This window comes from Streptomyces sp. NBC_01264 (assembly GCF_026340675.1).
Classification (GTDB): domain Bacteria; phylum Actinomycetota; class Actinomycetes; order Streptomycetales; family Streptomycetaceae; genus Streptomyces.
On sequence record NZ_JAPEOX010000001.1, the window covers coordinates 6,315,718 to 6,341,629 of the forward strand.

17 protein-coding genes are annotated in these 25,912 nt (G+C 73.0%); 7 read left to right on the forward strand and 10 right to left on the reverse strand.

All coding sequences use genetic code 11. The annotated features are described in order from the left end of the window. Position 1 precedes the first annotated feature (1 nt). A complete protein-coding gene (locus OG435_RS29670; RefSeq protein WP_266880990.1) occupies positions 2-3,673 on the reverse strand; it encodes a nitrate reductase subunit alpha in 3,672 nt (1,223 codons plus the stop codon). A 231-nt stretch (positions 3,674-3,904) separates the two neighbouring features. On the opposite strand from OG435_RS29670, the gene OG435_RS29675 reads away from it, so the two are divergent. Then, a complete protein-coding gene (locus tag OG435_RS29675) occupies positions 3,905-4,645 on the forward strand; it encodes a YwiC-like family protein (RefSeq protein ID WP_266880991.1) in 741 nt (246 codons plus the stop codon). Between the two features lie 28 nt (positions 4,646-4,673). Here the strand turns inward: OG435_RS29675 and OG435_RS29680 are convergent, their stop codons facing one another. Then, the gene (locus OG435_RS29680) at positions 4,674-5,558 is read right to left on the reverse strand and encodes a GNAT family N-acetyltransferase (RefSeq protein WP_266880992.1); all 885 of its coding nucleotides are present in this window, start codon (positions 5,556-5,558) and stop codon (positions 4,674-4,676) included. Between the two features lie 66 nt (positions 5,559-5,624). Beyond that, on the reverse strand, positions 5,625-8,522 hold the full coding sequence (locus tag OG435_RS29685) for a lysylphosphatidylglycerol synthase transmembrane domain-containing protein (protein WP_266880993.1): 2,898 nt from the start codon (positions 8,520-8,522) through the stop codon (positions 5,625-5,627). Between the two features lie 130 nt (positions 8,523-8,652). Between OG435_RS29685 and OG435_RS29690 the strand changes: the two genes are divergently transcribed. The 5 genes from OG435_RS29690 to nudC all read left to right on the forward strand — a co-directional run bounded on the left by OG435_RS29690 (position 8,653) and on the right by nudC (position 19,467). Further along, on the forward strand, positions 8,653-8,991 hold the full coding sequence (locus tag OG435_RS29690) for an MGMT family protein (protein WP_430625711.1): 339 nt from the start codon (positions 8,653-8,655) through the stop codon (positions 8,989-8,991). A 282-nt stretch (positions 8,992-9,273) separates the two neighbouring features. Then, a complete protein-coding gene (locus OG435_RS29695; protein WP_266880995.1) occupies positions 9,274-12,921 on the forward strand; it encodes an ATP-dependent helicase in 3,648 nt (1,215 codons plus the stop codon). A 227-nt stretch (positions 12,922-13,148) separates the two neighbouring features. Next, positions 13,149-17,000 (forward strand): UvrD-helicase domain-containing protein, encoded by a 3,852-nt coding sequence (locus tag OG435_RS29700; RefSeq protein WP_266880996.1) that lies wholly within the window; start codon positions 13,149-13,151, stop codon positions 16,998-17,000. Positions 17,001-17,010: 10 nt separating this feature from the next. After that, entirely contained in the window at positions 17,011-18,420 is a 1,410-nt protein-coding gene (locus OG435_RS29705; protein ID WP_266880997.1) for a dipeptidase, read from the forward strand. Between the two features lie 93 nt (positions 18,421-18,513). Then, a complete protein-coding gene (gene nudC, locus OG435_RS29710; protein ID WP_430625712.1) occupies positions 18,514-19,467 on the forward strand; it encodes an NAD(+) diphosphatase in 954 nt (317 codons plus the stop codon). Between the two features lie 148 nt (positions 19,468-19,615). Here nudC and OG435_RS29715 read toward each other — a convergent pair whose 3' ends face one another. The 3 genes from OG435_RS29715 to OG435_RS29725 all read right to left on the reverse strand — a co-directional run bounded on the left by OG435_RS29715 (position 19,616) and on the right by OG435_RS29725 (position 21,118). After that, the gene (locus OG435_RS29715) at positions 19,616-19,828 is read right to left on the reverse strand and encodes a hypothetical protein (protein ID WP_266880999.1); all 213 of its coding nucleotides are present in this window, start codon (positions 19,826-19,828) and stop codon (positions 19,616-19,618) included. Continuing rightward, positions 19,825-20,709, reverse strand: a complete 885-nt coding sequence (locus OG435_RS29720; protein WP_266881000.1) for an aldo/keto reductase — start codon at positions 20,707-20,709, stop codon at positions 19,825-19,827. Before OG435_RS29720 ends, OG435_RS29715 begins: the two co-directional genes overlap by 4 nt. Positions 20,710-20,857: 148 nt before the next feature. Further along, entirely contained in the window at positions 20,858-21,118 is a 261-nt protein-coding gene (locus tag OG435_RS29725) for a mycoredoxin (RefSeq protein ID WP_266881001.1), read from the reverse strand. 226 nt (positions 21,119-21,344) lie between these two features. Here OG435_RS29725 and OG435_RS29730 point away from each other — a divergent pair, with 226 nt between their 5' ends. Further along, a complete protein-coding gene (locus OG435_RS29730) occupies positions 21,345-23,519 on the forward strand; it encodes an ATP-dependent DNA helicase UvrD2 (protein ID WP_266881002.1) in 2,175 nt (724 codons plus the stop codon). An 88-nt stretch (positions 23,520-23,607) separates the two neighbouring features. Here the strand turns inward: OG435_RS29730 and OG435_RS29735 are convergent, their stop codons facing one another. The 4 genes from OG435_RS29735 to OG435_RS29750 form a co-directional block, all read right to left on the reverse strand. Continuing rightward, on the reverse strand, positions 23,608-24,798 hold the full coding sequence (locus tag OG435_RS29735) for a site-specific integrase (RefSeq protein ID WP_266881003.1): 1,191 nt from the start codon (positions 24,796-24,798) through the stop codon (positions 23,608-23,610). Between the two features lie 115 nt (positions 24,799-24,913). Then, complete coding sequence (locus tag OG435_RS29740) at positions 24,914-25,207, reverse strand: HNH endonuclease (protein ID WP_266881005.1); 294 nt, start codon at positions 25,205-25,207, stop codon at positions 24,914-24,916. Between the two features lie 79 nt (positions 25,208-25,286). After that, positions 25,287-25,517, reverse strand: coding sequence for a hypothetical protein (locus OG435_RS29745; protein WP_266881006.1), 231 nt, complete (start codon positions 25,515-25,517; stop codon positions 25,287-25,289). After that, complete coding sequence (locus OG435_RS29750; RefSeq protein WP_266881007.1) at positions 25,514-25,879, reverse strand: P27 family phage terminase small subunit; 366 nt, start codon at positions 25,877-25,879, stop codon at positions 25,514-25,516. Before OG435_RS29750 ends, OG435_RS29745 begins: the two co-directional genes overlap by 4 nt. Positions 25,880-25,912 lie beyond the last annotated feature (33 nt).

Here is a 25,912-nt window from a genome sequence, read left to right on the forward strand (position 1 = left end):
GTTAGAACTCCACCTTCTGGTCGCGGCGGCGGATGACCGTCACCTCGTCGCGCTGGTTGCCGGTCGGGCCGAGGTAGTTGAAGGCCCAGGTCAGCTGGGCGTAACCGCCGATGAGGTGGGTGGGCTTGAGCATCACCCGGGTCAGGGAGTTGTGAATGCCGCCGCGGCGGCCGGTCTTCTCCGTCTTGGGGACGCCGACCGTGCGCTCCTGCGCGTGGTTCATGTACACCGTGCCGGGCGGCATCTTGTGGGAGACGATCGCGCGGGCGGTGATCACGCCGTTGCGGTTGACCGCCTCGATCCAGTCGTTGTCCGCGACCCCGATGGCGTCGGCGTCCTGCGGGGACATCCACACCGTCTGGCCGCCGCGGCCCAGGGTCATCATGTAGAGGTTGTCCTGGTACTGGCTGTGGATCGCCCACTTGTTGTGCGGGGTCAGGTACCGCACGGCCACCGACTTCGCCTTCTCGTCCACGGTGCCGAGCTCGGGCTCCCCGTAGAGGGTGTGCATGTTCAGCGGCGGCTTGTAGACGGGGAGGGACTCCCCGACCTCGTGCAGCCAGTCGTGGTCGATGAAGAAGTGCTGGCGGCCGGTGAGGGTGTGCCAGGGCTTGAGGTGCTCGGTGTTGATCGTGAAGGCCGTGTACCGGCGCCCGCCGGACTCGGAGCCCGACCACTCCGGCGAGGTGATCACCGGGACGGGGCGGGCCTGGGTGTCGGCGAAGGTGATCCGCTTGCCCTCGGCCTCGGCGGCCAGGTGGGCCATCGGGGTGCCGACCTTCTTCTCCAGGGTCTCGAACCCCTGCGTGGCCAACCGGCCGTTGCTGGTGCCGGACAGCGAGAGGATCGCCTCGCAGGCCTGCTGCGCGGTCTCCAGGCGCGGACGGCCGTCGGCGACGCCGCCGCGCACCGTGCCGTTCTTCGCACCGAGGTAGGCGATCTCCTCGGCCACGTCGAAGGTGACCGCCTTGGTGGTCACGCCCAGCTTGTCGACGAGCGGGCCGAGCGCGGCGAACTTGCTCCCGACCGCCCCGTAGTCACGCTCCACGACCGCCAGGTTGTACATGGTCCGGCCCGGTACGGGCTCGCACTCGCCCTTCGACCAGTCCAGCGCGACCCCGCCGGGCTGCGCCATCTCACCGCCCGGGGTGTCGTGCTGGAGGGCGGTGGCGACCAGGTCCTTGCGCACGCCCAGGTGGGTCTTCGCGAGCTCGCCGAAGCGCTCGGCCAGCCCCTTGAAGGCGTCGTAGTCGGAGCGCGCCTGCCACGGCGGGTCCACGGCCGGGGTGAAGGCGTGCAGGAAGGGGTGCATGTCCGTGGAGGACAGGTCGTGCTTCTCGTACCAGGTGGCCGCCGGGAACACCACGTCGGAGAGCAGCGTCGTGGACGTCATCCGGAAGTCCATGGACATGAGCAGGTCGAGCTTGCCCTCCACGTCCTCCTCCCGGTACGTCACGTCCTTGGGCGTGCAGCGCGGCCCGTCCTCGGGCAGGTTGGAGTGGGTGCCCAGCAGGTGCTTGAGGAAGTACTCGTTGCCCTTGGAGCTGGAGCCCAGCAGGTTGGCCCGCCATACGTTGAGCACGCGCGGCCAGTTGTGCGGGGCGTCCGGGTCCTCGCCGGCGAAACCGAGCTCGCCGCTCTTGAGCTGCTCGACGGCGGAGGCCACCGGGTCCTCGGCCTCGCCCAGCTCCAGCGGGTTGCGGTCGAAGGTCGGGTACGAGGGCATCCAGCCCATCCGGGTGCTCGCCGCCAGGCAGTCCGAGCCCGTCATGCCCTCGAAGGCGCCCTTGGCCAGCGGGGAGGCGAGCGCCTCCGCCGGCAGGGTGTCGTAGCGCCACTGGTCGGTGTGCAGGTAGAACCAGGCCGCGCCGATCATCTGACGCGGCGGGCGCGACCAGTCGGAGGCGGCGGCCAGCGTCGCCCAGCCGGTGACCGGGCGGCACTTCTCCTGGCCGACGTAGTGGCCCCAGCCGCCGCCGTTGCGGCCCTGGCAGCCGGTGAGGGTGAGCAGGGCCAGGAAGGAGCGGTAGATGGTCTCGGAGTGGAACCAGTGGTTGGTGCCCGCCCCCATCAGGATCATGCAGCGGCCCTCGGACTGCTCGGCCGTCTGCGCGAACTCCCGCGCCACGCGCGCCGCCTGGGCCGCCGGGACCGAGGTCAGCGACTCCTGCCAGCCGGGGGTGCCCGGGGCGCTCGCGTCCTCGTAGCCGGTGGGCCACACGCCGGGCAGGCCCTCGCGGCCGACCCCGTACTGGGCCAGCATCAGGTCGAAGACCGTGGTGACGAGCTTGCCGCCCAGTCGCCGTACGGGCACGCCGCGGCGGATCGTACCGCCCCGCTCGTCGTCCTCGAAGCGGGGCAGGACGATCTCCACGCTCTCGTCGGCGGTGCCGTGGAAGGTCAGCCGGGGAACGGTGTCACCGAGGTCGAGGTTCCACTCGGGCTTCTCGTTCTTGCCCCAGCGGTGGCCGAGCGACCCGTTCGGCACCACGGTCTCGCCGGTCGCGTCGTCGACCAGCACGGTCTTCCACTGGGCGTTCTCCGTCTCCTGGCCGAGGTCGGCGGCGGTGACGAATTTGCCCGGAACCAGGCCCTGTTCGGTTTCGGTGAGGGAAACCAGGAAGGGAAGGTCCGTGTACCGGCGGACGTAATCCGTGAAGAAGGGGGTCTGCTTGTCGACGAAGAATTCCTTGAGGATGACGTGGCCCATCGCGAGGGCCAGCGCACCGTCCGTACCGGGGTGCGGGTGCATCCATTCGTCGGCGAATTTGGTGTTGTCCGCGTAGTCCGGGGAAACGGTGACGACCTTCTGGCCGCGGTAGCGGGCCTCGGCCATCCAGTGGGCGTCCGGGGTGCGGGTGACGGGGACGTTCGAGCCCCACATCATCAGGTACGCGGCGTCCCACCAGTCGCCCGACTCCGGGACGTCCGTCTGGTCCCCGAAGACCTGCGGGGAGGCGACCGGGAGGTCGGCGTACCAGTCGTAGAAGGACAGCATCGGCGCGCCGATGAGCGAGTGGAACCGGGCTCCGGCCGCGTGCGAGGCCATCGACATCGCCGGGATCGGCGAGAAGCCGGCGACCCGGTCCGGACCGTGCTCCTTGATCGTGTGCACGTGCGCGGCGGCGACGATCTCCGTCGCCTCCTCCCACGTCGCCCGCACCAGCCCGCCCTTGCCGCGCGCCTGCTGGTACGTACGCCGGCGGACCGGGTCGGACTGGATGTCGGCCCAGGCCTCCACCGGGTCACCGAGGCGCGCCTTGGCCTCGCGGTACATCTCCAGCAGGGTGCCGCGCACGTACGGGTAGCGCACCCGGGTGGGGGAGTAGGAGTACCAGGAGAACGAGGCGCCGCGCGGGCAGCCGCGGGGCTCGTACTCGGGGCTGTCCGGGCCCACGGAGGGGTAGTCCGTGGACTGGGTCTCCCAGGTGATGATCCCGTCCTTGACGTAGACCTTCCACCGGCAGGAGCCGGTGCAGTTCACGCCGTGGGTCGAGTACACGACCTTGTCGTGGCTCCACCGGTCGCGGTAGAAGGCCTCCGCGGCGCGGCCGCCGGTGTGGTGGACGGTCCGCAGGTCGTCCGAGACCTCCGCGGTCCTGAAGAAGCTGCCCGCCCTGATCAGCGATTCGGCGGCGTCCTGGTGTCCGTCGCGTACGTGGCGCTCGTGCAAGGCGACCCTCCAGGCCGGAAAGAAAAGGCGGTGCGTGGGGTCCGGGCAAGATGACCCGCAGACGACGCTACGCCCGGTGCGGAAGCGAATCCGATGACAAAGGTCCCGTACGGGCGTGACCTAATTCCGGTCTTTCATAGGTCGAGTGGATGTCACGCTGGAATGAATCAACTCCGGTGCACAGCCGGAAAATTACGAGCCTGAATACCAATTACCGGAAGGCTGGGGAACGTGCCGCCGAAGAAGGGCTCCTGGATCCCGGACCAGCACGGGGCGTGGGCGATGCTCACGGTGCCCTTCCTCGCGGGCGCCTTCCTCTCGCCGCGGCCCGGATGGCAGCACGCCCTGCTCCTGGCGGCCTGGCTCCTCGGCTACGCCGCGGTCTTCCACGCCCAGCAGTGGCTGCGTCTGCGCAGGGTCGCCGCCGGGCGCCCGGCGGTGGCGCGGCGGCACGTCCGCCCGGCGCTCGTCCTCGGGGCGGCGACCGTCCTGGCGGGGATCCCGCTCGCGGTGCTCCACCCCTGGCTGCTGCTCGCGGGCGCGGCGGCGGCGCCCTTCGTCGCCGTGAACTCCTGGTTCGCGCGGCGGAACCGCGAGCGGGACCTGGCCAACGGACTGGCCGCGGTGGTCCCGGCGTGCGGGATGCTGCTGGTGGCCGCGCGGCTGGGCGGGGGCGGGCTGCCGTGGGCGCCCGCCGCCGCCTGCCTGCTGTACTTCGCGGGCACGGTCCCGTACGTGAAGACGATGATCAGGGAGCGGAACTCCCGTACGTACTACCGCGGCTCGGTGGCCTACCATGCGGTGGCCACCGCCCTGGCGGCCTGCCTCTCCCCGTGGCTGGCCCTGCCCTTCGCGGCCTACCTGACCCGGGCCGCCGTGCTGCCCGGGCGCGGACTGAAGGTGGCGGTGGTCGGCGCCGTCGAGATCGTGGGATCGGCGGCGCTGCTGACCTCGCTGCTGCTGATCTTCTGAGGGCCGCGGCGAGGGGCCGCGGCGCGTTTCAGCGGAGGGGCAGCGAGCGGAACTCGTCCAGGACGGCGAAGCCGGTGCTGTCGTACAGGCTCATCGCCACCTCGTTGCCGCCGAAGACGTTGAACATCATCGCCTCGTCGCCGCCCTGCCGGGTGGCCCACTCGCCGACGGCCATCGCGGCCCGGCCGTACCCTTTGCCGCGGTGCTCCTCGTACACCTCCAGCGAGAAGCCGAAGGTGACGCCGGGCAGGTAGCCGTGGTTCACCCAGCCCGTGCCGATCACCTGCCCGTCGGCCTCCATCGCGTAGAAGGCGTGCCCGGGGGTGCGGTAGCCCTGCGGGAGGGATTCGGCGAAGTCCGCGTCGGACTTGGCCTTGGCCTGCTCCGGGGTCAGGGCCCCGGCCCGGAGGATGTCCGCGATGTAGGCGGCCTCCTCGCCCGCGTACCAGCCGGGGTACTCCTCCTCGGTGAGCGGGCGTACGGCGAGGCCCGGCGGCAGGGCCGGACGTTCGGCGGCGGCCCGCATCCGGTTCTGGCCCCGCACGCGGTAGTCGGCGAAGACCGCGTGCGCGCCGTCGGCGGCGCCGGCGAGCCGGACCTCCACCCGCCCGGCGCCCCGCTCGGCGCACCAGCGCTCGGCCCACTCGCGGGCGGCCGTCGCGGCCGGGCCCGGCTCCGCCGTCAGGTCGTGGATCCGGCCCACGGTCGCCCCGTTGTCCTCGGACACCCCGACCGCGATCCATCCGGCGCTGTCCGTGGCCACGGCCCAGCCGTCGACACCCCTCAGCGCCCGCTCCAGCAGGGCCCGGGAGAGGGGCTCCGAGCACCCCGCGGCCCGGTACCCGGCGAGCACCCGCTCCTCGAAGCCGTCCCGCCATGCGCCCCGGTCGGTGACGACCTGTATTTCGCTCATCCGGCCACCCTAGGCAGGGCCGCCGACCGGACTCCAGGGGATTAGCGCGGCTGGACGGCTGGGCGGCTAGATGGCTTCCTTGCGCGTCAGGAAGTTGAAGGAGATCCATCCCGGCAGCACCGGCAGCCAGAACGTCACCACGCGGAACAGCAGCACCGCCGAGAACGCCACCTGGCCGTCCAGCCCCGCCGCGACCAGGCCCAGCGTCAGCGCGCCCTCCACCGCTCCGATGCCGCCCGGGGTCGGCGCGGCCGAACCCAGGGCGTTGCCGGCCAGGAAGACCACCGCGATGCTCGCGTAGCTGATGTCCGCGCCGCCCCCGAAGGCGCGGATCGAGGCGTCCAGGCACATCACGAAGCAGCCCGTCAGCAGCAGCATCCCGCCGATGCCGGTCAGCAGCTTCTGCGGCCGCTGGAGCACGTCCAGCATGCGCGGCACCACGCCCGCGAACAGCGCCCGCACCCGGGTCGCCACGAACTTCCGCAGGAAGGGCACGGCCGTGACCACCAGCACCAGTACGGCCACCGTCAGCAGACCCGCGATGACCGTCCTCGACGGGGTCATCTCGGGAGTCTTCTCGGTCCCCGTCAGATAGCCGAAGGACAGCAGCAGCAGGATGTGGCTCGCCAGCCCGAAGAGCTGCGAGGCGCCCACGCTGGCCACCGCGAGCCCCGGCCGGATGCCGGACCGCTGCAGGAAGCGGGTGTTCAGCGCGACCCCGCCGACCGCGGCCGGAGCCACCAGCTTCACGAAGGATCCGGCGACCTGGGCCACTACGGTCCGCAGGAACGACACCCGCTCGGGCACGAAGCCCAGCAGGCTCATTGCCGCCGCGAAATAGGTGAGCGCCGAGAAGGCGAGCGCCACCCCGACCCAGCCCCACTGCACGTCGCCGATGGTCTTGTCGAACTCGACGTGCGCGATCTGCGTGACCAGGAAGTACGCGCCGAACGCGCCCGCGATGAACGACACCAGGGTGCGCGGCCGGATCCGCTCCAGCCGGGCCGGTTCCACCGGCGCCTGCGGTCGGATCAGCAGCACCTGCTGGCGGATCTGGCTCAGCAGATCCTCCTCGCGGGCCCCGTCCAGCGCGTCGTCCAGGGCCTTCTTCTCGGCCTTCTTCTCGACCTTGTCGACGGCGGAGCGCGCCGAGGACGAGGCGGAGTCGGCCCCGCGCGCCACCTTCGCCGCCCGCGAGGACTCCAGTACGGCTTCCCTCTCGCGGTCCGCCCGCTCCCGCGCCAGCTTGCGCAGCGTCGCCCGGGTGGAGCGGCTCAGCGCGATCGGCTGGAGCAGCGGCAGGCAGTCCGCCACCGCGTCCGGGCCGAGCACCGACACCGCCGAGGCGACCGAGCGCTCGGCGCCGACCCGTAGGCCGAGGGTGGTGAGCAGCTGCGCGATGTCCATCCGCAGCACGAGGTCACCGGCCGCGATCTCGCCGCCGCGCAGGTCGGTCAGGGTGATGGTGGCCGCGGCCGGGTCGCCGCCGGTGCCGCTGCCGGAACGATCCACCACGAGGGCGTCCCCGGTGAGCCGCCGGTGGGCGATCCGCCGGGACTGCAGGGCCCGTACCTGCTCCCAGGCGTTGCGGCTCAGCTCGTCGGTGATCTCCTCGTCGGCCAGCGAGTCCAGGCTCCGGCCGCCCAGGTGCTCGTAGACGAGCATCACGGCGTCGGGACCCAGCTCGGAGGTGGCGATGAGCTTGGGCGCGTTGGCTCCGGCGGCGATGGCCGCGTACGCGAGCAGCGCCTCCTGCTCCAGCGCCTGGCGCAGGGACTGCAGACTGCGCCGCGTGGTGATCCCGCGCAGCGTGAGGCGGCGCCAGACCCGGTAGTAGAACCCCTGGGCCTGCTGCTCCCGGTCCACGACGGTGACGTCGAGCGGCGGGCCGTCCTCCAGGGTGACGTGGTAGCGCCGCCCGCGGTCGCTGACCTCGGTGCTGTCGCCGCCTTCCGGGGACTCCGCGCGCATCGCGCTGACCGGCTGGAAGCCGACCCGGCGCAGGCCCGCGAGGAGGTTCTGCCCGGTGGGGCGGACGTTCGGCGAGCCGACCGCGTACAGGGTTCCGTACGCGACGCTCCAGCCGATCAGCACGGTCAGGATGATCGAGAAGGGAGTGGTGTAGCCGCCGACCAGCATCGCGAAGGCGTCCAGCAGCAGGACCACCCACAGCGCGACGCGCCAGCGCGGGCGCCGGGTCATCCCGACGGCGGTCATGTACGCGATCACGGGCGCGAGGTACCCGTGCACCGGATCGGTGAGGGCCCCGCCGGCCCCGGTGGGGCGGGTGAGGGCTTCCTGGATGGTCTCGGGGGCCCCCTGGGAGACCCAGAGGTCGGTGGCGAGGGTGACCCCGTGCGCGAGGACCGCGGCGAGCACGCCGTCGGCGATGCGCAGTCCGTCGCGTTTGATCAGCCGCTCGATGGCGAAGGCCACCGGGACGAGGAGCACCGCGATGCTCGACACCAGCCCGGCGACCTTGATCAGCACGTCGGGCGCCTGCCCGGTGCCGTTGCTGATGTCGGCCTCCAGACCCGCGGTGGTGCCGTGGGCGAAGGCGGCGATGCCGAGGACCACGGCGATGCCGAGGATCCCGACGAGGAGGCGCACGAGGTCCGAGGGGCGGTGCACACGGGCGGCGAGCAGCGGCTCGTCCACCTCGACCTGGTCGGCGGCCGTGGGGGTGTGGCCGTGCGGGGTCTCGAGGTCGTGGGGGGCCGGGGCCGGGGCCTGGGCCGGAGTCGCGGCCGGGGTCATGGCCGGGGCCGGAGCCTCGGGGGCCGGGGCCTCCGTGGCCGCCTTCTGCAGCGCGGACGGGGCCGGCGGCAGGTCCGCGTGGATGTCCTCGCGGCCCGGTGGCGGGCCTTCGTCTGGGCGCGCGCCGTCGTTCGTCGCCGCGCCGTCCGGAGGACTCACACCCTGCTCCCTTCCCGTCACTTCCGTCTCTTCTTGATCACGTATCACGCGTCACCGCCCGGAAGATGGTGGCACGGACCGACGGCCGTGGGGGGCAGCAGGGTGCGAGCCGGTGCGGAACACCGGCTTCCGCGTGCTTGCCGCTCCCCTGTCGGTCCGGTGCGGCACCATGGGCCGAATGAGCGAAGAGCTGCCGGCGTACGCGGAGCGGGTGCTGGAGGCGGCCGAGCGGATTCCGCCCGGCCGGGTGATGACCTACGGCGACATCGCGGAGTGGCTCGGCGAGGGCGGACCCCGTCAAGTGGGCCGCGTCATGGCGTTGTACGGGGGAGCGGTGCCCTGGTGGCGCGTGGTGCGGGCGGACGGCCGTCCGCTGCCCGGCAGCGAGCGCAGGGCGCTGGAGAACTACCGGGCCGAGGCCACCCCGCTGAGGCTCACCGGCGACGGCGAACCGCGGCTCGACATGCGTCGGGCGCGCTGGGACGGGGACGCCAGGGGGGACGAAGGTCACATGTGACAGCTTCGGCCATGCGCGGCCCGCAGGGGCGGTCGAAGAGACGTGCGAAGCCCCGTACGGGGGACGCGTGGGACTGGATGGCAGTGAGCACGGCGGGGAGGCCGGCCGTACGGACGGGAGCCCCTGGGAAACTGCGCCCGCCGCGCGTAGTGCCGTAGCGTTGCCCCTTCGACTCCGCACCGGGCTCCGGCCCGAGACGTCACCGCGGGAGCAGCAGGAGCAGCAGCAACCGCTGCGGCAGCGACCGCCGCAACGGCAGACCCACCAGGACCGGCACCCCACGTGAACACCTCTTCCTCCGACGGCCACCGCTCCGAGCGGCGGCGTACACGGACCCCGGACGCGTACCGCCTGGTGCGTACCGGTGCGGAACGGGTGGATCCCCCTGTGCTGGACGCAGCGCAGCGGGCGGTGGTTGAGCACACCGGCGGACCGCTGCTGGTCCTGGCCGGACCGGGCACCGGAAAGACGACCACGCTGGTCGAGGCGGTCGCGGCCCGCGTGGAGTCCGGGACCGACCCCGCGCGCATCCTGATCCTCACCTTCAGCCGCAAGGCCGCCGTGGAACTGCGCGACCGCACCGCCCTGCGGCTCGGCGGCGCGCGCGCCCCGCAGGCCACCACCTTCCACTCCTTCTGCTACGGACTGGTCCGCGCCCACCAGGACGCGGAACTCTTCGCGGACCCGCTGCGCCTCCTCTCCGGCCCGGAGCAGGACGTCATGGTCCGCACCCTCCTCGAAGGCCAGCGCCGGCTCCGCTCGATCCGCTGGCCGGACGACCTGCGGGCCGCGCTGACCACGCGCGGCTTCGCCGACGAGGTCCGCGCGGTCCTGGCCCGCGCCCGCGAGCTGGGCCTCGGCCCTTCCGCCCTCTCAGACTTCGCGACGCGCCTCGGCCGGCCGGACTGGAAGGCGGCGGCGGCCTTCCTCTCCGAGTACCTGGACGTCCTGGACCTCCAGGGCACCCTGGACTACGCGGAACTCCTCCACCGCGCGGTCCTCCTCGCGGAACGCACCCCGACGCTCTCGTCCACGTACGACGTGATCTACGTGGACGAGTACCAGGACACGGACGCCTCGCAGCTGCGCCTGCTGCGCGCCCTGGCGGGCCCCGCCGGCCGGCTGACCGCCTTCGGCGACCCCGACCAGTCGATCTACGCCTTCCGCGGCGCGGACATCAACAACATCCTGGACTTCGAGACCTCCTTCCCCGGAGCCGGGGTCCACGCCCTGACGACCTCCCGCCGCTCCTCGTCGGTCCTCCTGACCGCCACCCGCCACCTCACCACCCGCATGCCGATGCCGCGCCTGCCCTCGGCGGCCGTACGGGCCCACCGCGCGCTCGCCTCGACCCGCGAGGGCGGCCGCGTCGAGGTGTTCACCTACCCCACCGCCGGCGCGGAACTGGACAACATCGCCGACATCCTGCGCCGGGCCCACCTGGAGGAGGGCGTGCCGTGGCAGGACATGGCCGTCCTGGTCCGCGCGGGCGGCCGCACCCTGCCGCAGATGCGCCGCGCCCTGATCGCGGCGGGAGTCCCGGCCGAAACCGACGGCACGGACTCCCCCCTCCGCCACGAGCCGGCCATATCCCCCCTCCTGACGGCCCTGCGCACCCTCGCGGAATCCGCCCTCGGCCCACCGGACCACGAGGCCGTACCCGGCCCCACAGCCGACCCCGAGTCCGCCCCGGCCGAGTCCGGGGACGAACTGCCCGACGGTGCCGGTATGAGCGAGCTCGCTCGCGATTCCGGGGCGGCCGGGCGGGAGACCCCTCCCGCCGCCGAAGGCGGCACCGGCCTGTCCGTCGTCCGGGACGCCGTGCCCGGCTCCGCCGCTGCCGGGGCGGGCGAGCGTGCTCGCGATTCCGGGGCGGCCGGGCGGGGCACCACCCCCGCCGCCGAAGCCGGCACCGGGCCGTCGGACCGGGAGGCCATGCCCGGCTCCGGCCCGTCCGGCCTCGTGGCCGGCTCCGAGGGTGCCCCGGCCGTGGCCGGGGACGAGCGGCCCGACGGGCCCACCACCGGGCACGCCGCAGGCGAAGGGTGGATCGGGGTCGAGGCCGCGCTCGTGCTGCTGTCCTCGCCGCTCGGCGGGATGGACGCCGCCGACCTGCGCCGCCTCGGCCGCGCGCTGCGCGACGAGGAGCGGGCCGCCGGGATCAAGACGCCCGCGCCCTCCGACGTGCTCCTCGCCCGCGCCCTCGCGGAGCCCGAGCGGCTCGTCGCCCACGACCCCGCCTACGCCCGCGGAGCGCAGCGCCTCGGGCTGCTGCTGCGCAAGGCCCGCGAGCTGCTCGAAGGCGGCGGCACCGCCGAGGAGGTCCTGTGGACCCTCTGGGACGGCACGCCCTGGCCGCAGCGCCTCGAACGCAGCGCCCGCCGCGGCGGCCCCGCCGGCCGCAACGCCGACCGCGACCTCGACGCCGTCTGCGCGCTCTTCGACACCGCCGCCCGTGCGGAGGAACGTACCGGCGGCCGCGGCGCGCTCAACTTCCTCGAACAGCTCGAAGCCGAGGACATCGCCGGAGACACCCTCACCCCCCGCGCCGTCCGCCGCGAAGCCGTCCGCCTCATGACCGCGCACCGCTCCAAGGGCCTGGAGTGGGGACTCGTCGTCGTCGCGGGCGTCCAGGAAGGGCTCTGGCCCGACCTGCGCCGCCGCGGCTCCCTCCTCGAAGCCGACCGCATCGGCCGCGACGGCCTCGCCGAACCCCTCACCCCCGGCGCGCTCCTCGCCGAGGAGCGCCGCCTCTTCTACGTCGCCGCCACCCGCGCCCGCGACCGCCTCGTCGTCACCGCCGTCAAGGCCCCCGCCGAGGACGGCGACCAGCCCTCCCGCCTCCTCACCGAGCTCGGCGTCCCCGTCAAGGACGTCACCGGCCGCCCCCGCCGCCCCCTCGCCGTCCCCGCGCTCGTCGCGGAACTCCGCGCCACCACCGTCGACCCCGACGCCTCGCCCGCCCTGCGCGACGCCGCCGCCCGGCGCCTGGCCCGGCTCGCCGTCCTCACCGACGACGAGGACCGCCCGCTCGTCCCCGCCGCGCACCCGCAGCGCTGGTGGGGGCTGTACGAGCCCACCCGCAGCAGCGTCCCGCTCCGCGACCGGGACCACCCCGTGGCCCTGTCCGGCTCCGCCCTGGAGCAGCTCGCCACCACCTGCTCCCTCCAGTGGTTCCTGGGCCGCGAGGTCAAGGCCGACGCCCCCTCCACCGCCGCCCAGGGCTTCGGCAACGTCGTCCACGTCCTCGCCGACGAGGTCGCCTCCGGCCGCACCCCCGCCGACCTCGCCGTCCTGATGGAGCGCCTCGACTCCGTCTGGGACTCGCTCGCCTTCGACGCCCCCTGGAAGTCCCGCCAGGAGAAGGACAACGCCCGCGCCGCCCTGGAGCGCTTCCTGCGCTGGCACACCACCGACCGCGGGGGCCGGGCGGCCGTGGCCACCGAGCACGACTTCGACGTCACCCTCGAAGCGGGGGAGTACGCCGTCCGGGTACGCGGCTCCATGGACCGCGTCGAGGCGGACGCGCAGGGCCGCGCGTACGTCGTCGACTTCAAGACCGGCAAGTCCGCGCCGACCGCCAAGGAGGTCGAGCGCCACCCGCAGCTCGCCGTGTACCAGCTCGCCGTACGAGAGGGAGCCGTCGACGAGGTCTTCGACGGCCTGCGACCGACGCCCGGCGGCGCCGAACTCGTGCAGCTGCGCCAGGGCGCCGCCCAGCGCGACGGCGGCGACACCGTGCCCAAGATCCAGGCGCAGCAGGCCCTGGAGGGCGGAGCCCCCGGCGAATGGGTCGGCGACCTCCTTGCCACCGCCGCCGGCCGGGTCCTCGACGAACGCTTCGCGCCCGTCCTCGGCAAGCACTGCGACCACTGCTCCTTCCGCGCCTCGTGCAGCGCCCGCCCGGAGGGCCGCCAGACGGTGGAGTAGGGAGGGAATCCCAGCCCCTCCGGCGTTTGAGGAGCGGGGTCTGGGGCGGAGCCCCAGGAGGGTCCGGGCGGAGCCCGGGGAACGGTGGAAGGGCGGGTAGGGGACTTCGCCCCGCGAAGCGGAGCACACGCGCGGCCGGTCCGGGCGAGCCGGCCTGCCAGCCCTCCCGACCCGGCGGGCCGTCTCTGGCGGGCGGGACTGTCAGCGGGGGCGGCTAGCCTTTTCACGTGTCCGCGCGTCCGTCCGTCCTCACCGATCCCGAGCAGCTCAAGGAGCTCCTGGGGATCCCCTTCACGCCCGAACAGATGGCCTGCGTCACCGCCCCGCCCGCCCCGCAGGTCATCGTGGCCGGCGCCGGCTCCGGCAAGACCACCGTCATGGCCGCCCGCGTGGTCTGGCTGGTCGGCACCGGCACGGTCGCGCCCGAGCAGGTCCTCGGCCTGACCTTCACCAACAAGGCCGCCGGCGAGCTCGCCGAGCGGGTACGGACCGCCCTCGCGCGCGCCGGGATCAGCGACCCCGACCCCTCCCCGGCCGAGGCCGGCTCCGCCGGCGGCGAGCCGCGCATCTCCACGTACCACGCCTTCGCCGGACAGCTCCTCAAGGACCACGGACTGCGCATCGGCCTGGAGCCCAGCGCCCGGCTGCTCGCCGACGCCACCCGCTTCCAGCTCGCCGCCCGGGTGCTCCGCGAGGCCCCCGGCCCCTACCCCTCCCTCACCAAATCCGTTCCCGACCTGGTCAGCGACCTGCTCGCGCTCGACGGGGAACTCTCCGAGCACCTCGTACCGCCGGAGCGGCTGCGCGCGTACGACACGGAGCTCCTCTCCGCCCTCGCGGACGTCAAGCTCAGCAACGAGGACCTGCGCAAGGTCCCCGAGGCGGTCCGCGGCCGCCTGGAACTCCTCGAACTGGTCTCCCGCTACCGCGCCGCCAAACACTCCCGCGACCTCCTCGACTTCGGCGACCAGATAGCCCTCTCCGCGCGGCTCGCCACCACCCGCCCCGAGGTCGGAGCCCTGCTGCGCGAGGAGTTCCGCGTCGTCCTGCTCGACGAGTACCAGGACACCTCGGTCGCGCAGCGGCTCCTGCTGTCCGGGCTGTTCGGCGCGGGCACCGGGCACGCCGTGACCGCCGTCGGCGACCCCTGCCAGGCCATCTACGGCTGGCGCGGCGCCTCCGTGGCCAACCTCGACGACTTCCCCGAGCACTTCCCCCACGCCGACGGCAGCCCCGCCACCCGCTACTCCCTCAGCGAGAACCGGCGCAGCGGCGGCCGCCTCCTGGACCTGGCCAACGAGCTCGCCGCCCCGCTGCGCTCCCTGCACGAGGGCGTCGGGGCCCTGCGCCCCGCTCCGGGCGCGGAGCGCGACGGCTCCGTCCGGTGCGCCCTGCTGGAGACCCACGCCCAGGAGCTCGACTGGATCGGCGACTCCGTCGCGCACCTGGTCCGCACCGGAACCGAGCCGCGCGAGATCGCCGTACTGTGCCGCTCGGGCGGCGACTTCGCACGGATCCAGGCCGTCCTCGTGGAGCGCGACGTCCCGGTCGAAGTCGTCGGCCTGTCCGGCCTCCTCCACCTCCCGGAGGTCGCGGACCTCGTCGCCGTCTGCGAGGTGCTCCAGGACCCGGGCGCCAACGCCGCGCTCGTCCGGCTGCTCATCGGACCGCGCTGGCGCATCGGCGCCCGCGACCTGGCCCTGCTGGGCCGCCGCGCCCGCACCCTGATCTCCCGTTCCCCGTCCTTCTCCTCGTCCGACGACGACCGCCTCGCGGCAGCCGTGGAGGGCGTGGACCCGGCGGAGATCGTGTCGCTGGCCGACGCCCTGGAGACCTTCCTGGACGGTGCGGGCCAGTCCGCCCCCGATCAGCTGCCCTTCTCCGCCGCGGCCCGGGTCCGCTTCGCGCACCTCGCCCAGGAACTGCGCGACCTGCGGCGTTCCCTCTCGGACCCGCTGATGGACGTACTGCACCGGGTCCTGGCGACGACCGGCCTCGACGTGGAGCTGGCCTCCTCCCCGCACGCGCTGGCGGCCCGCCGCCGGGAGACCCTGTCGAGCTTCATGGACGTGGCGGCCGGCTTCGCCTCCCTGGACGGCGAGGCCTCCCTCCTGGCCTTCCTCGCCTTCCTCCGCACGGCGGCCCAGTACGAGAAGGGCCTGGACCACGCCCTGCCCGGCGGCGAGAACACGGTCAAGGTCCTCACGGCCCACAAGTCCAAGGGCCTGGAGTGGGACGTGGTGGTCGTCCCCGACCTCTCCGCCGGCTCCTTCCCGAAGGAGAAGGCCCCGGAGGCCTGGACCTCGTACGCGAAGGTCCTCCCGTACGCCCTGCGCGGGGACGCGCCGACCCTCCCGCCCACCCCGGAATGGACCTCGGCGGGCCTGCGCGCCTTCAAGTCGGCCCTGAAGTCGCACAAGGCCGTCGAGGAACTCCGCCTCGGCTACGTCACCTTCACCCGCCCGCGCTCGCTCCTCCTGGCCTCGGGCCACTGGTGGGGCCCGACGCAGAAGAAGCCGCGCGGCCCGTCCGCGTTCCTGACCGCCCTGTACGAACACTGCGCCGCGGGCGACGGCGAGATCGAGGCCTGGGCCGACACCCCGCCCCCGGACACGGAGAACCCGTCCCTCGCCACGGCCGCCACCCCCGACCACTCCTGGCCCCTCCCCCTGGACCCCGCCTCCCTCACCCTCCGCCGAGCGGCCGCCACCCTGGTCGAGTCCTACCTCCACCCACCCCGCGAGACGCCCCAGGGCACCCCGGTCCGACCGGGGTACGCCGACCACCCCGGTACGCCGAGGACCACCCCGGAGGACGCCTACCTCTGGCCCCCGCACTGCGAGGACCCCGCCTACGACGAGGAGCCCCCGGCCCCGTGGCCGGACCCGTCCGACGAACCCGCAGGGGCGGATGCCCCATGGCCCGACCCGGCCGACGGGCCGACCGCCGGGGGCGGCACCCGGCCGCAGGCCGGGCCGGGCAGGGGTGCGCCCGGCGGCCACACGGGCAGGGCCGTGCCCGCCGTCGCGGACCCCACCCCGCAGGGGGTCCGGGGCGCAGCCCCGGTTTCGGGAAGGGGAGGGGTGGGGGAAGAAGAAGCCCCCCCGACCCCCGACCCCCTCTGGCCGGATGACACCGACTGGTCCACGTCCCGCCCGCGCCCGCCCGCGCCCGGCAGCACCGACGACCTGTGGCCGGAGGACGACGACCCGACCTGGTCCACGTCCCGCCCGCGCCCCGCCGCGCCCGGCACCGACACCCCCAGGCCAGAGGCCGGGCCCGGCCCCGGTCCCCTCACCCCCGAGGACGCCAGGGCCATCGCCTCCTGGGACCGTGACCTCGACGCCCTGGAGGGCGAGCTCCGCCGTGCCCGCGAGGCCGTCCGGGACGTGGAGCTCCCGGCCGCGCTCTCCGCCAGCCAGCTGCTCCGCCTCGCCTCCGACGAGCAGGGCTTCGTACGCGACCTCGCGCGCCCCATGCCCAAGCCCCCGCAGCCGGCCGCCCGCCAGGGCACCCGGTTCCACGCGTGGGTCGAGTCCCGCTTCGACGAGCTCCCGCTGCCCCACCTCGACGTCCTCGACCCGCTCACCGACCTCCCCGGAGCCGCGGCCCCGTCGGGGGACGGCTCCGGGGACGCCTCCGACCAGGACATCGCCGACGAGGCGGACCTCGACTCCCTCAAGGCGGCCTTCGAGCGGAGCCCGTACGCCGACCGGACCCCGTACCGCATGGAGGTCCCGGTCCAGCTCACCCTCGCGGGCCGGGTGATCCGCGGCCGGATCGACGCCGTCTACCGCACCGGGGACGGCGACGGGGACGGCGACGGGGAGGAGGACGGCTACGAGATCGTCGACTGGAAGACCGGCCGCACCACCGAGGCCGACCCCCTCCAGCTCGCCGTCTACCGCCTGGCCTGGGCGGAAGCCACGAACACCCCCCTCGCCCAGGTCACGGCAGTGTTCCTGCACGTCCGCAGCGGCCGCGTCATCCGCCCCCGCAACCTCCCCGACCGCGCTCGTCTTGAGCAGATCCTCCAAGGCAAAACGGACACGGAAAGGGACCGTCGAACGGACGGCTAGGCTCGTGGTCATGAGCGACACCCCGGCGGACAGCGTCGTCCGCACGTACATCGACACACACCGCGCCGCCTTCCTCGACGACCTCGCCGACTGGCTCCGCATCCCCTCGGTCTCGGCCCAGCCCGAGCACGCGGACGACGTACGGCGCAGCGCCGACTGGCTGGCCGCGAAGCTGGGGGAGACCGGTTTCCCGGTCACCGAGGTCTGGCAGACGGCCGGCGCCCCCGCCGTCTTCGCCGAATGGCCGAGCGAGGACCCCGCCGCCCCCACCGTCCTCGTCTACGGGCACCACGACGTGCAGCCCGCCGCCCTCGCCGACGGCTGGCACACCGACCCGTTCGAGCCGGTGATCAAGGACGGCCGGATGTACGGGCGCGGCGCCGCCGACGACAAGGGCCAGGTCTTCTTCCACACCCTCGGTGTCCGGGCCCACCTCGCCGCGACCGGCGCGTCCGCCCCCGCCGTGAACCTCAAGCTGATCGTCGAGGGCGAGGAGGAGTCGGGTTCCCCGCACTTCCGCGCCCTCGTGGAGCGCGAGGCCGCCCGCCTCGCCGCCGACGTCGTGATCGTCTCCGACACCGGCATGTGGTCCGAGACCACGCCCACCGTCTGCACCGGCATGCGCGGCGTCGCCGACTGCGAGATCGACCTGTTCGGCCCCGACCAGGACATCCACTCGGGTGCCTTCGGCGGCGCCGTACCGAATCCGGCCACCGTCGCGGCCCGCCTCGTCGCGGCCCTGCACGACGAGGACGAGCGGGTCACGGTCCCCGGCTTCTACGACAACATCGCCGAGCTCACGGACGCGGAGCGCGAGCTGATCGCCGAGCTCCCCTTCGACGAGGCCGAGTGGCTCCGTACGGCCAAGTCGTACGCGGCCTCGGGCGAGGCCGGCTACTCCACCCTGGAGCGCGTCTGGGCCCGCCCGACCGCCGAGGTCAACGGCATCGGCGGCGGCTACCAGGGCCCCGGCGGCAAGACCATCGTGCCTGCCTCGGCGCACCTGAAGCTGTCGTTCCGCCTCGTCTCCGGGCAGGACCCGTACGCGATCCAGACGGCCGTCACGGCCTGGGTCGCGGAGCGCGTCCCGGACGGAATCCGGCATTCCATCACCTTCGGCGCCCCGACCCGGCCGTGCCTGACCCCGCTGGACCACCCGGCGCTCCAGTCCGTCGTACGCGCCATGGGCCGGGCCTTCGGCCAGAAGGTCCGCTTCACCCGCGAAGGCGGATCGGGCCCGGCGGCCGACCTCCAGGACGTGTTGCACGCCCCCGTCCTCTTCCTCGGCATCTCGGTGCCCTCCGACGGCTGGCACTCGCCGAACGAGAAGGTCGAGCTCGACCTGCTCACCAAGGGCGTCGAGACGGCCGCCTACCTCTGGGGCGACCTGGCCGCCCACTGGAAGCCGGCCTCCGCTTGACGCCGCCCCACGCGCCCGCGCCGGCGCACCCGCACACGCCACCGCACACCCGTCCGTCCTGCTGAGCCTGCCTGTGTCCCACCACCGGGGGAGTTGGAAGTACCTGTGAGCACCCATACCGAGTCCGAGCGTCCGATCTCGCTGGCAGCGCCCAGCGGCATCGACCGCGCCGCGCACCACCGCCTCGACGAGGCGTGGCTCGCCGCGGCCTGGAGCCACCCCAGCACCCGCGTCTTCGTCGTCTCGGGCGGTCAGGTCCTGATCGACGACACCCCCGACGGCGGCACCTCGATCGTGATGACCCCGGCCTTCGAGGCCCCGGTCACCGAGACCCACCGGTACTTCCTGGGAACCGACGAGGACGGCGTACGGTACTTCGCGCTGCAGAAGGACTCGCTGCCCGGCCGCATGGACCAGTCGGCCCGCCCGGCCGGGCTGCGCGAGGCCGGAATGCTGCTCTCCCCGCGGGACGCCGGGCTGATGGTGCACGCGGTGGCGCTGGAGAACTGGCAGCGCATGCACCGCTTCTGCTCCCGCTGCGGCGAGCGCACGGTGGTCGCCGCGGCCGGGCACATCCGCCGCTGCCCGGGCTGCGGGGCCGAGCACTACCCGCGGACCGACCCGGCGGTGATCATGCTGGTCACGGACGACCAGGACCGCGCGCTGCTGGGCCGCCAGGTGCACTGGCCCGAGGGCCGCTTCTCCACCCTCGCGGGGTTCGTGGAACCGGGCGAGTCGATCGAGCAGTCGGTCATCCGCGAGGTCTGGGAGGAAGCGGGCGTCAAGGTCGGCGAGGTCGACTACGTCGCCAGCCAGCCCTGGCCGTTCCCGTACAGCCTGATGCTGGGCTTCACGGCGCGCGCCGTCACCTTCGACATCGAGGTCGACGGGGACGAGATCCAGGAGGCCCGCTGGTTCTCCCGCGACGACCTGCGCACGGCGATCGAGGCCGGCGAGGTCCTCCCCCCGGCGGGCATCTCCATCGCGGCCCGCCTGGTCGAGCTCTGGTACGGAAAGCCCCTCCCGAAGCCGGTCACGACCGCCTGACGGGAACCACCCGTACACCGAAAGGCACCGGCGAAGGCCCTCGCTCAGGCGGGGGCCTTCGCCCGTCTCCGTCTCCGCCCCTCGTCCTCCGCCCCGGCGCGTCAGGTCATGTTCAGGTACGGCAGCGGGCCGGCCGGCTGCTCCGCGCTCACCCGGCGGATGTCGAGGGTGATGCGAACGGGGCCATCTCCTCGGAGAGCCAGGGCGAGTCCTTGCCGCCGGTCGCGATCACGTAGACGTCGGTCAGGGCCGAGGTGGCGATCAGCGACTGGGCGACGAGCGCCGGTCCGGCCGGGTTGCGGAAGAGGTAGCGGGGCACGCGTATCGCGGCTTCCCCCACGGGCACGTTGTACTGGCTCATGCCCGGTCCCCCTGGTCCCCCGGGTTCCCCTGGTCGGCCCGCTCCCCTTGGCCGGAGAGCCGGTCGAGGCGGGTCCGCTGGGCTTCGGTCAGCCGGAGGCCCTCCGCGGCGAGGTTCTCCTCCAGGTGGGCGATCCGGGACGTGCCCGGGATCGGGAGGACGACCGGCGAGCGGTCGAGCAGCCAGGCGAGCGCGACCTGCGTGGGGGTGGCTCCGGCCTCGGCCGCGACGGCGGCGATCTCGGCCGTCGCCCCGGACCGCCCCCAGGCGACGGTGGCCCAGGGCAGGAAGGCGATGCCCGCCGCCTCGCACGCGGCGAGCACGGGCTCGTGCGCCCGGTCGAGCAGGTTGTAGCGGTTCTGCACGCTCGCGATGTCGGTGATCTCCCGGGCCGCGGCGAGTTCGCCGACGGTGACCTCCGACAGCCCGATGTGGCCGATCTTTCCCTCGGCCCGCAGGTCCCGCAGCGCGCCGATCTGGTCGGCGAGGGGCGTCCCCGGGTCGAGGCGGTGCAGCTGGAGCAGCCCGATCCGCTCGACGCGCAGCCGCCGCAGCGCCTGCTCGACCTGCTCGCGCAGCGCGGCCGGCCGCGCGTCCTGCGTCCACTCGCCCGACGGGACGGCCCGGACGATGCCGACCTTGGTGGTGACCTGGACCCCGTCCGGGTAGGGGTGCAGGGCTTCGGCGAGCAGCTCCTCGTTGGCGCCCCAGCCGTACATGTAGGCGGTGTCGATCAGCGTGACGCCCAGCTCGACGGCCCGCCGGGCCACCGCGAGCGAACCCGCACGGCCCGGGCCCGGGTCCGTGGGCAGGCGCATGGCCCCGAAGCCGAGCCTGCGCACTTCCAGATCCCCGCCGATGCGGAACACGGTGGTACTCACGTGTCGGTTCCTCCCCCTTGACCGATTCGATCAAGGGCTCACGCTAACAGGCCAGTTGGCCGGTTCCTCAGGTTCCCCGGAACGCAGAAGCCCCCGCCGGGGCGGGGGCTTTCCGTGCGTGGTGCTCAGCACATCGGACGGCGGGACATCAGACCGCGAGGGCCTGCTTGACCTGGGCCAGGCTCGGGTTCGTCATGACCGACTCACTGCCCGCGGAGGAGGTGACGAGGACGGTGGGAACCGTCTGGTTGCCGCCGTTCGCCTTCTCCACGAACGCCGCGGACGCGGGGTCGTGCTCGATGTTGATCTCGGTGTAGGCGATGCCTTCCCGGTCCAGCTGCTTCTTCAGCCGGTTGCAGTAGCCGCACCAGGTCGTGCTGTACATCGTGACCGTTCCCGCGTCCTGCATGCTGCGCTCTCCATTCGTGGATGCTCGTTGGTCCGTTTGGCCCGAGTGCTTGAACGTACGGGACCGCGCGCCCATTCCCTTCCCGGGGTGCCCGTACCCCGGGGCCCGCGCCCGGCGCCCGCACCTCGCTCCGCTGCGACTGTCGTCCTGTCGTCCTGTCGTACGAACGCGGGCGGCCTGTGGACGGATTTCCCGGCCTCCCCGGGAGACCTGGCAAGCTGGCTGGGTGACATCAGCAACGCACTCCTCATCCTTCACGCCCGGCGCCGACTCGGCCGACTCGGCCGACGCGGTGCTCCTGGGCCTGGACCCGGAGCAGCGCGAGGTCGCGACGACCCTGCGCGGGCCGGTGTGCGTGCTCGCGGGCGCCGGTACGGGCAAGACCCGGGCGATCACCCACCGCATCGCCTACGGGGTCCGTTCCGGCCAGCTGATGCCGGCCAGTGTGCTGGCCGTCACGTTCACCAACCGCGCCGCCGGCGAGATGCGCGGCCGCCTGCGCGAGCTGGGCGCGGGCGGGGTGCAGGCGCGGACCTTCCACTCCGCCGCCCTGCGCCAGCTGCAGTACTTCTGGCCCAAGGCGGTCGGCGGGGACGTGCCCCGGCTGCTGGAGCGCAAGATCCAGTTCGTCGCGGAGGCCGGCGCGCGCTGCCGCATCCGCCTCGACCGGGGCGAGCTGCGCGATGTCACCGGCGAGATCGAGTGGGCGAAGGTCACGCAGACGGTGCCCGCCGACTACCCGGCCGCCGCCCGCAAGGCCGGCCGCGAGGCCCCCCGCGACCTGGCCGAGATCGCCCAGATCTACGGGACGTACGAGCAGCTCAAGCGCGACCGAGGCATGATCGACTTCGAGGACGTGCTGCTCCTCACCGTCGGCATCCTGCAGGACCGCCACGACATCGCCGAACAGATCCGCACCCAGTACCAGCACTTCGTCGTCGACGAGTACCAGGACGTCAGCCCGCTCCAGCAGCGGCTGCTGGACCTCTGGCTCGGCGAGCGCGACACCCTGTGCGTGGTCGGCGACGCCAGCCAGACGATCTACTCCTTCACCGGCGCCACCCCCGACCACTTGCTGAACTTCCGCACCAAGTACCCGCAGGCCACCCTGGTCAAGCTGGTCCGCGACTACCGCTCCACCCCCCAGGTCGTCCACCTCGCCAACGGGCTCCTCGCCCAGGCCAAGGGCCGCGCCGCCGAGCACCGCCTGGAGCTGGTCTCCCAGCGCGAGACCGGCCCCGACCCGGTCTACGCCGAGTACCCCGACGAGCCCGCCGAGGCCGAGGGCGTCGCCCACCGGGTCCGCGACCTCGTCGCGGCGGGCGTGCCGGCCGGGGAGATCGCGGTGCTCTACCGCATCAACGCCCAGTCCGAGGTCTACGAGCAGGCCCTCGCCGACGCCGGAGTCCCCTACCAGCTGCGCGGAGCCGAGCGCTTCTTCGAGCGCGCCGAGGTCCAGAAGGCGATCCTCGCCCTGCGCGGAGCCGCCCGCTCCGGAGGCAACGACCGGCTGCTCGACGACGTCGTCGAGCTCGGCTCGCAGGTCCGGGCCGTGCTCAGCTCCACGGGCTGGTCCCATGAGCCGCCCGCCGGTTCCGGAGCCGTCCGCGACCAGTGGGAATCGCTGGCCGCGCTGGTCCGGCTCGCCGAGGACTTCGCCCGCGGCCGGCCGGCCGCGACCCTGGCCGACCTCACGGTAGAGCTGGACGAGCGCAAGGCCGCCCAGCACGCTCCGACCGTCCAGGGCGTCACCCTCGCCTCGCTGCACGCGGCGAAGGGCCTGGAGTGGGACGCCGTGTTCCTCGTGGGCCTGACCGACGGCATGATCCCGATCACCTATGCGAAGACCGACGAACAGGTCGAGGAGGAGCGCCGGCTGCTCTACGTCGGCGTCACCCGGGCCCGGCACCACCTGACGCTCTCTTGGGCCCTCTCCCGGACTCCGGGCGGCCGCGGGTCGCGGCGGCCCAGCCGCTTCCTGAACGGCCTGAGGCCGGGCTCCCTGGCGCCGGGAAGCAGGCCGGGCGGTCCGATCGAGCCCGGGGCCCGCAAGCGGGGCCGCCGCGGCCCGGCCGTGTGCCGGGTCTGCCGCAAGACCCTGACCGACGCGGGCGAGCTGAAACTGATGCGTTGCGACGACTGTCCTTCGGACATGGACGAAGGGCTCTACGAGCGGCTGCGCGACTGGCGCGCCGTCCAGGCGAAGGAGCAGGGCATGCCCGGCTACTGCGTCTTCACGGACAAGACGCTGATGGCCATCGCGGAGGCCGCACCCTCGCAGGAGGGCGAGCTCTCGATGATCTCCGGGGTGGGTGCCCGGAAGCTCGAGCGGTACGGAGCCGATGTGCTCGCCATCTGTGCAGGTGAGGAGCCTGGGGCGGAAGATTCTGACGACGCGTAGAAACTCGTCGGGTTTCTGCTCGATTCGACGTCTGCGCAGGTCAGGGGTGGAGCGAGAGGGGCGATCGTAGATCGTTTCTCACAATCTCTCACACAGAGGGATTCTGAGCCCCTCCGTGGAAGCCGTCCCACGCGGTCGCAGCCGACCGCAGATCCTCGATCCCGGGGTGGACGTAGCGGCGCTTCGTGAACGAAGCGTTCGTGTGGCCGGCCCATGCGGCAAGGACGACGTCCGGAACGCCGTTCACCGCCAGGTACGTCAGGCAGGAGTGCCGGGCGTCGTACAGACGGACCCGTCGCAGGCCGGTGCTGTCCATGAGCCTGTACGCGTACTCGCGCAGCTGCCGGGTGTTCATCGGCAGCCCCAGCTCGTCGACCGCCACGTAACCCGTGTCGGTGTACCCCTCGCCCGCGGCCAGCTTCTCCCGGGCCTGCTGCGCCTTGAAGCGCTTCAAGGCCTCGAGCGGCCCCTGGGGGAGCGGCAGGGCACGTTCCCCGGACGACGTCTTCGTGTCCTTCTCGAGGACCCGCACGTTCCCGATCATCGTCCTCGTGTTGGCGATCTCCACAGAGCCCGCCTTCAGGTCCATGTCCGTCCACCGCTGGCCGCAGACCTCAGCCGGCCGAAGACCCATCAGGGACAGCAGCAGCGGGGCGTACAGGCGATCCTGCTCGATCCCCTTCACGAAGCGCTGCACCTCGCTGACCGACCAGGGCGCCGCCCGCGTCCGGTCCCGCTTGTCCGTCTTCTTGTCGGCCAGGGAGACCCGCACGTACTGGGCGGGGTTCGTCGAGATGTGCTTGCGGACGACCGCTCTGGCCAGTGCCTGCCGTAGGCGGTTGAGCACCACCACGGACGTCGATACCGCCAGGCGCGTACCGGGCTTCCCTCCGCTGCGCCGGCCGCTGGCCACCAGCTCGTCGACGAACTCCTGTACGTGGTCCTCGGTCAGCTCCTGCAAGCGGATGTGCCCCAAGCGCTCCCGCGGGTGCAGCAGGTTCAGCTCGTAGGTCGTAATGGACGTCTCCTCGACGTCGCGGCGCTTGTACTCCAGCCACTGGTCCAGCCACTCGGCAACGGTGAGTTTGCTCGGGACGATCAACGTCCCTCCGGACCGTTCCGTCTGAATCCGCGCACGCTCGGCCAGGACTTCCTTCTTGGTGTCCTTGGTGATCGTGAGCTGGATCCGCTTGCCGTTCTCGTCGTGGCCAGCATCGACGACCGTGCGATACCGAACGGTGCCGTCTTGCAGCGTGATCTTCTTGATGGGGTCCGGCATGCCTTGCTCCTAGGTCTTGAACCACTGTCCGAGCGGGTGCAGTTGCGGGGAGCCCTGAGACCTCCCTGCGCGCGTTGCGGCCTGGACGTACATATGGCGATCGGCTTGCGGTGATCTACAGCAGGCCCGGGTGCTCCTCGCCCGGCCGGCGACGGCCCGGCTTCTGACTGGCCGCTCGGGCCGCTGCAGCCTCGCGGGCCGTCTTCTGCCGGTGGCAGGGATCGCACACGCCCTGCAGGGCCTCGAGGCGGTGGTCATCGGTCATGGCGCGGATGTGGTCGGCGACCGTCGCGGCACGCACTCGGCACAGGACGCAGGTCACGTCCCGAGCGAGAACCTGCCTGCGGAGCGCCTGCCAGTTCTTCGGCAGCCGGCTCTTCCGCTTCGACGTGCCCCAGTTGTGGGCCATCAGGACTCCATTCATGCAGGCCGGAGGGGTGGGGAGGCGCCCCCCGACGTGGTCACCGGGGATCGCAGAGGTATTGCCGCTAGGGCTGGCTACGGGTCTGGGGGTTTTGGGTCTTCCAAGCTGGGGGCTGCAGGTACGACGTCACGTCCTCGCCGGCCGCCCACGCCTGGCGGGCGACGGACCAGCGGATCCGGGCGTAACCGACCTCCAAGGGGTCCTCGAGGTCATCCACCCACCAATCGGCGGGGTCGAACGCGGCCAGCTCTGGCGGGGGCTCCCCGAAGCGGGCCCGGGTACGGCGCCGGCTCATCCGGCCCGCCCCCAGCGGACGAGCGCGGCCTGGCGGGCCTGCGACGAACGGGCCCGGCGGTCCCGCTCCTCCCCGGCCTCGTCATCCTGAAGCTTCAGAGCGGCCAGGAGGCGGGCCACAAGGGCGCGGTGCTGCCGCAGCTCCTGTACCAGCGGGTTGGCGACGTCCTGGCCCATCGAGCCCTTGACGACCAACTGGGCGTCCTGCAGCTCAGCGTGCATCCGCTCGATGAGATCGACCTCCCGGCAGGCGTCCTCGAGGACGCGCAGCTCGTCGGTACGGAGATCGTTCTCCTCCGTGATCACCTTCCAGAGGCGCGATCCCTGCAGGCCAAGCCCCACGGGCGGTTCGTACAGAGCCATCACGGCCCCCTTTCAGGTCCTGAAAAACACAGC